Genomic DNA, 5,285 nt, shown 5'->3' on the forward strand with positions numbered 1-5,285 from the left:
AGCGCCAGCGCGCGCGGTTCGTCGTAGTTGGAGATCGTGCTGACCTTGACGAGCGTGCGGCCGTTCGTTCCGAAGCTCGTGTCCGGCGCACCGTTGGCGAGCAACCGCAGGAAGGTCATGCCGCGGTCGGTGCCGCTGCCGCCGAAGCTGGGATCGAGCACGCCCGCGGCGGTGAAGCGCGCGACCGTCGTGCGCCTGACGCCGAACGGCCTGCCGGATTTCGGCTTTGGCGACGGGCAGGGCCGCAAGGTCGTCACGGTCGTGAACTCCAACGAAGAGTCGCGCGCACTCGCGGTCGAGCCTTCGGGCAACCTGCTCGTCGCGGGCTACGCATTGAATCCGGCGGCGAACCATCACGACTTCGCGGTGTTGCGTCCCTACGGTGATCCGGATCGGATCTTCGCGGACGATGTCGAGGCGAAGAACTGGTGATCGCAGGTTGGATTGAGCGCAGCGAAGCCCAACATGGCGGTGTCATCGCGGCAGAGAACGTCGAACGACGCACTCGTCAAGAGTGCGACGTTCGGGCGATGCACGTCTGAGTCCGTTGTTTCACGCGTTCGTCGAAGCTCCGACACCTCGATGTTGGGCTTCGCCTTCGGCTCAACCCAACCTGCGCCACGCAACGCGATGCACCGATGCATTCGCGATCGCGGTTTCGGCCATGGCGCCGAACGGCAGGCCGGCGAGGCGGCACTGCACCCAGCGGATCACGGCGCCGTGAGTCAGCACGAGCACGCGGCGTTTGCCGTCTCCGCGCGCCGCATCGAGTGCGGCGCCGACGCGGTTGCCGAATGCGGCGAAGTCCTCGCCGCCGGGCGGCGGATGGTTTTCGGGATCGGCGCGGTAGCGCGCGATCGCGGCCGGTTCCTCGCGTTCGATGTCCTCGATGCGCCGTCCCTGCCAGCGTCCGAAGTCGTATTCGACGAGGCGCTCGTCCAGACGCAGCGGCAGCGACCGCGCTGCGGCGAAATGCTCTGCGAAAGCCGAACAACGCTGCAAGGTGGAAGAAACCACTTCGTCCCAGATGCCGTCCGCCGTCGCCGCGCACGACTGGGTCCAGCCCAGTTCGCTGAGCGGATCGTCGAGGCGGCCGCGATAGCTCGGCCGGCCGGTCGCGCCGTGGCGCATGAGATCGAGCATCAGTCCTTGTCCGTGACGCCGGCCTCGGCGAAGGTCGCCATGCCCGCGTGCAGCGCGCAGGCCAGCCGCAGCAGCGGTACGGCGACGGCCGCGCCGCTGCCTTCGCCGAGGCGCAGGCCGAGATCGAGCAGCGGTTTCGCCGCGAGCGCATCGAGCACGCGCGCGTGGCCGATCTCGGCCGAGCGGTGCGCGAACAGCAGCCACGGCCGGCATTCGGGCCGTATTGCCGTCGCGGCCAGAGCGGCGACGCTCGCGATGAAGCCGTCGACGAGCACGGCGACGCCGTGCTGCGCGGCCGCGATGTAGGCGCCGCAGAGCGCCGCGATCTCGAAGCCGCCGAGGCGGCGCAGCGTTTCGAGCGGATCGTGCGCGAACGCGCGGTGGTAGGCGACGGCCTGGGCGACGATGTCGGCCTTGTGCCGGATGCCGGCGGCATCGAGCCCGGTGCCCGCGCCGGCGATCTCGTTCGGGCTCGCGTCGATCAGCGCGCAGGCCAGCGCGGTCGCCGCGGTGGTATTGCCGATGCCCATCTCGCCGCCGACGAACAGCTCCGCGCCGGCCTGCGCCGCGGCCGCGACGCTGTTGCGACCTGCCGCGAGCGCCTGTGCGAGCTGCGCGTCGTCCATCGCCGCCGCATGCAGGAAGTTCGCGCTGGCCGGCGCGATCCAGTCGCGGCGCACGCCCGGCAGCGCGCCCGGATCGTTGACCGTGCCCAGATGCACGACGTCGAGCGTCGCGCCGAGTTCGCGCGCGAGCACGCTGATCGCGGCGCCTCCGGCGGCGAAGTTGCGGACCATCTCGCCGGTCACGGCCTGCGGATACGCCGACACGCCGGCTTCGGCGATGCCGTGGTCGGCCGCGAACACGGCGACGTGCACGCGCGCGAGCGTCGGGCATGGCTTGCCCTGCAGCGACGCGAGCGTGACCGCGAGGTCTTCGAGCGTGCCGAGCGCGCCGCGCGGCTTGGTCAGCACCTGCTGGCGCGCGAGCGCGGCATCGCGGGCGGCGGAATCGATGGAACGGACGGGATGCTGCAGCCAGGCGAGCGGCACGGGAGTCTCCGGGTGATTGAGCGGCGGTTGGGGGAGAAAAGCGTGGAGGGAGTGAGAAAAGAGTGGGCTTGCGCTGCCGCCCTGCTCGATTCTTGCCGCTGCCCGCTCATTCCTTCGTTTGTAACATTTAATATTTTGCGACAAGGCTGTTGTTGTCGGGCGGGCGGCAGTTCGGGGATGGGCGTGGAAAGAGCGCAGTGCCGCAAGTCACTCGTTTCTCACTCCTCTTCACTGGTTACGGCTTCCCGCGCCAAGGCTGCCCTTCAGCACCTGCGGCAGCCCGGCGATCGTGAACACGACGCGATCGCAGCGCGCGGCGACGTCCTGGTGCAGGCGTCCGGCTTCGTCGACGAAGCGCCGCGTCAGCGCGCCGAGCGGCACGACGCCCTGGCCGACCTCGTTGCTGACGAGGATCAGCTCGCCGGGACAGGTTTCGATCGCGTCGAGGAGGGCTGCGCGTTCGCGCTCGAACTGCGCCTCGTCGCCGGCGCAGAGCAGATTGCTGAGCCACAGCGTCAGGCAGTCGACGAGCAGGCAGCGCGCGACGTGTGCTTCGCGGCGCAGCGTATTGGCAAGCCGCAGCGGCGTTTCGTCGAGCCGCCAGTGGGCCGGCCGCCGCGCGCGGTGGTGATCGATGCGCGCGGCCATCTCGTCGTCGCCCGCTGCGGCCGTCGCGATGTAGAGCACGGCGTCGTGTTCGGCGGCGAGGCGTTCGGCGAGCACGCTCTTGCCCGAGCGCGCGCCGCCGAGGATCAGCGTGCGCATGCGGCGTCCTCCGGCATCGAGAGGCCAAACAGGCGGTCGAGCGCGGCGACGTCGAGATGCTGCTGCACCGCGTCGGCGAGTGCGTCGAGCGCCCGCTCGCGCAGCGCGGCGCGATCGACCGGCTGCGCGTCGGCGAGTCCGGCCCAGCGCAGCAGCGCGGTGCAGGCCTCCGGTGCGTCGAACAGGCCGTGCAGATACGTGGCTGCGATCTGGCCATCGCCGGACAGCACGCCGTCGTCGCGGCCGTCGGCCAGCCGCACGAGCGGTGCGCGCAGTGCGTCGCCGCGGCTCGCGCCGCAATGGATCTCGTAGCCTTCGACGCGTGCGGAGCCGTCGAGGCGGAGTTCGCCCGAGGTCGTGCGCAGCTGCTTCTCGGGCTCCAGCGTCGTGACGAGATCGAGCAGGCCGAGACCGTCGCTCGCGCCGGCTTCGCCTTCGATGCCGTGCGGATCGTCGATGCGCCGGCCGAGCATCTGCAGGCCGCCGCAGATGCCGAGCACCTTGCCGCCGTAGCGCAGGTGGCGCGTCAGTGCGGTGTCCCAGCCCTGTGCGCGCAGCCAGGCGAGGTCGGCGCGCACCGACTTCGAACCCGGCAGCACGACGAGGTCGGCCGCCGGCATCGGTTCGCCGGGGCCGATGTAGCGAAACGCGACGTCGGGATGCAGCCGCAGCGCTTCGAAGTCGGTGTGATTGCTGATGCGCGGCAGCGCGGGCACGACGACGCGCAGTGTCGCGTCGCTGCGGCCCGGCTCGCGCGGCAGCGCGTCTTCGGCATCGAGATGCAGACCATGCAGATAGGGCAGCACGCCGAGCACGGGCTTGCCGGTTTCGCGCTCGAGCCAGTCGAGCCCGGACTGCAGCAGCGCGATGTCGCCGCGGAAGCGGTTGATGACGAATCCGCTGACGCGTGCGCGCTCGCTGTCGGAGAGCAGCGCGAGCGTGCCGACGAGATGCGCGAACACGCCGCCGCGGTCGATGTCGGCGATCAGGACCACGGGGCAGTCGACCGCCTCGGCATAGCCCATGTTCGCGATGTCGTTCGCGCGCAGGTTGATTTCCGCGGGACTGCCGGCGCCTTCGACGACGACGGCCGCGTAGCGCGCGACGAGGCGCTCGTGCGAGGCGAGCACGGCTTGCATCGCGACGCGTTTGTAGTCGTGGTAGACGCCGGCCTGCATGTTGCCGATCGCGCGGCCGTGCACGATGACCTGCGCGCCGACGTCGCTGTTGGGCTTGAGCAGGATCGGATTGAAGTCGGTGTGCGGCGCGACGCCGGCGGCCTGTGCCTGCAGCGCCTGCGCGCGGCCGATCTCTCCGCCGTCGACGGTGACCGCGGAATTCAACGCCATGTTCTGCGGCTTGAACGGTGCGACCGCGACGCCGCGGCGATGCAGCCAGCGGCAAAGCCCGGCGACGAGCGTGCTCTTGCCGGCATCGGAGGTCGTGCCCTGGACCATGAGGACGTGGGCGCGTGGGGCCGGAAATCGGCAATCGGGAACCGGGAATCGTAGCGCGACGTGCGTGGAGCCCGCCGCTTCAAGGGGCGGGTTGGGCGGGGACGGGTTTCGTGCGGGTCGGCAGCCGCCGCTGCCGAGTGCTCGCGCGAGCGCCCTGTCGAGCTGCTCCCACGCGGGCTCGTCGCCGGGCAGCCCGACGCGCAGGCTCGGCGGCGCGTCGAAGCGACGCGTCAGCACGGCTTCGCGGGCGAGTGCCTCGTGCAGATCTGCCGCATCGTCCATTCGTATCCATTGGAACAGATCCGTTCCGCCGGCCACCGGCAGGCCGTGCCGCTCCAGCAGCGTACGCAGCCGCGCGCCGGCGGCCGCGAGCTGCGTGCGTGCGGCGTCGTGCCACGCGCGGTCGGCGAACGCGTGCCGCAGCAGCCAGCGCGTCGGCGCGGCGACGGTCCACGGGCCGAGCCGTTCGCGCAGGCGCGCGAGCAGGTCGGGTGCCGCGAGCACGAACCCGGCGCGCGCGCCGGCGAGGCCGAAGAACTTGCCCGGCGAGCGCAGCACGATCAAGCCTTCGCGATCGGCGCCGCCCGCGAGACTCGCTGCCGGCGTCGTGTCGATGAAGGCCTCGTCGATCACGAGCCAGCCGCCGCGCGCGGCGAGCCGCGCGTGCAGGGCGAGCAGCGTGTCACCGGCGAAGCGCTGACCCGTGGGATTGTTGGGATTGACGACCACCACGACGTCGGCGCTGTCGGCCGAGGCCTGCAGCGCGTCGGCGCCGGTCGCGATCACCGCGTGTCCCGCGCGCCGCCAGGCGTGCGCGTGTTCCGCATAGGCCGGTGCGAGCACGGCGACGCGGCACGGCGGGCGCAGC

At 71.3% G+C, this 5,285-nt stretch carries 6 protein-coding genes and 1 pseudogene; 1 reads left to right on the top strand and 6 read right to left on the bottom strand.

Annotated elements, in window-relative coordinates; genetic code table 11:
- Nucleotides 1-257: hypothetical protein (locus tag VLF18_RS23105; protein ID WP_414717178.1), on the bottom strand; the 257-nt coding region annotated here is incomplete at its 3' end.
- Between the two features lie 4 nt (nucleotides 258-261).
- Here VLF18_RS23105 and VLF18_RS23110 point away from each other — a divergent pair.
- Nucleotides 262-432, top strand: a complete 171-nt coding sequence (locus VLF18_RS23110; RefSeq protein ID WP_414717179.1) for a hypothetical protein — start codon at nucleotides 262-264, stop codon at nucleotides 430-432.
- A 171-nt stretch (nucleotides 433-603) separates the two neighbouring features.
- Here the strand turns inward: VLF18_RS23110 and VLF18_RS03955 are convergent, their stop codons facing one another.
- From VLF18_RS03955 to VLF18_RS03975, 5 genes and pseudogenes are all read right to left on the bottom strand, one after another.
- The gene (locus VLF18_RS03955; RefSeq protein WP_325278321.1) at nucleotides 604-1,143 is read right to left on the bottom strand and encodes a histidine phosphatase family protein; all 540 of its coding nucleotides are present in this window, start codon (nucleotides 1,141-1,143) and stop codon (nucleotides 604-606) included.
- A complete protein-coding gene (gene cobT / locus VLF18_RS03960; protein WP_325278322.1) occupies nucleotides 1,143-2,195 on the bottom strand; it encodes a nicotinate-nucleotide--dimethylbenzimidazole phosphoribosyltransferase in 1,053 nt (350 codons plus the stop codon). Before cobT ends, VLF18_RS03955 begins: the two co-directional genes overlap by 1 nt.
- Nucleotides 2,196-2,423: 228 nt before the next feature.
- Nucleotides 2,424-2,960 (bottom strand): bifunctional adenosylcobinamide kinase/adenosylcobinamide-phosphate guanylyltransferase, encoded by a 537-nt coding sequence (gene cobU / locus VLF18_RS03965; protein ID WP_325278323.1) that lies wholly within the window; start codon nucleotides 2,958-2,960, stop codon nucleotides 2,424-2,426.
- Complete coding sequence (locus VLF18_RS03970; RefSeq protein WP_325278324.1) at nucleotides 2,948-4,417, bottom strand: cobyric acid synthase; 1,470 nt, start codon at nucleotides 4,415-4,417, stop codon at nucleotides 2,948-2,950. The genes cobU and VLF18_RS03970 overlap by 13 nt, the downstream gene beginning before the upstream one ends.
- 243 nt (nucleotides 4,418-4,660) lie before the next feature.
- Nucleotides 4,661-5,260, bottom strand: a pseudogene (locus tag VLF18_RS03975) (aminotransferase class I/II-fold pyridoxal phosphate-dependent enzyme); the annotation flags it as partial.
- Between the last annotated feature and the right edge of the window lie 25 nt (nucleotides 5,261-5,285).

The organism is Tahibacter sp. (assembly GCF_035481375.1).
Classification (GTDB): domain Bacteria; phylum Pseudomonadota; class Gammaproteobacteria; order Xanthomonadales; family Rhodanobacteraceae; genus Tahibacter.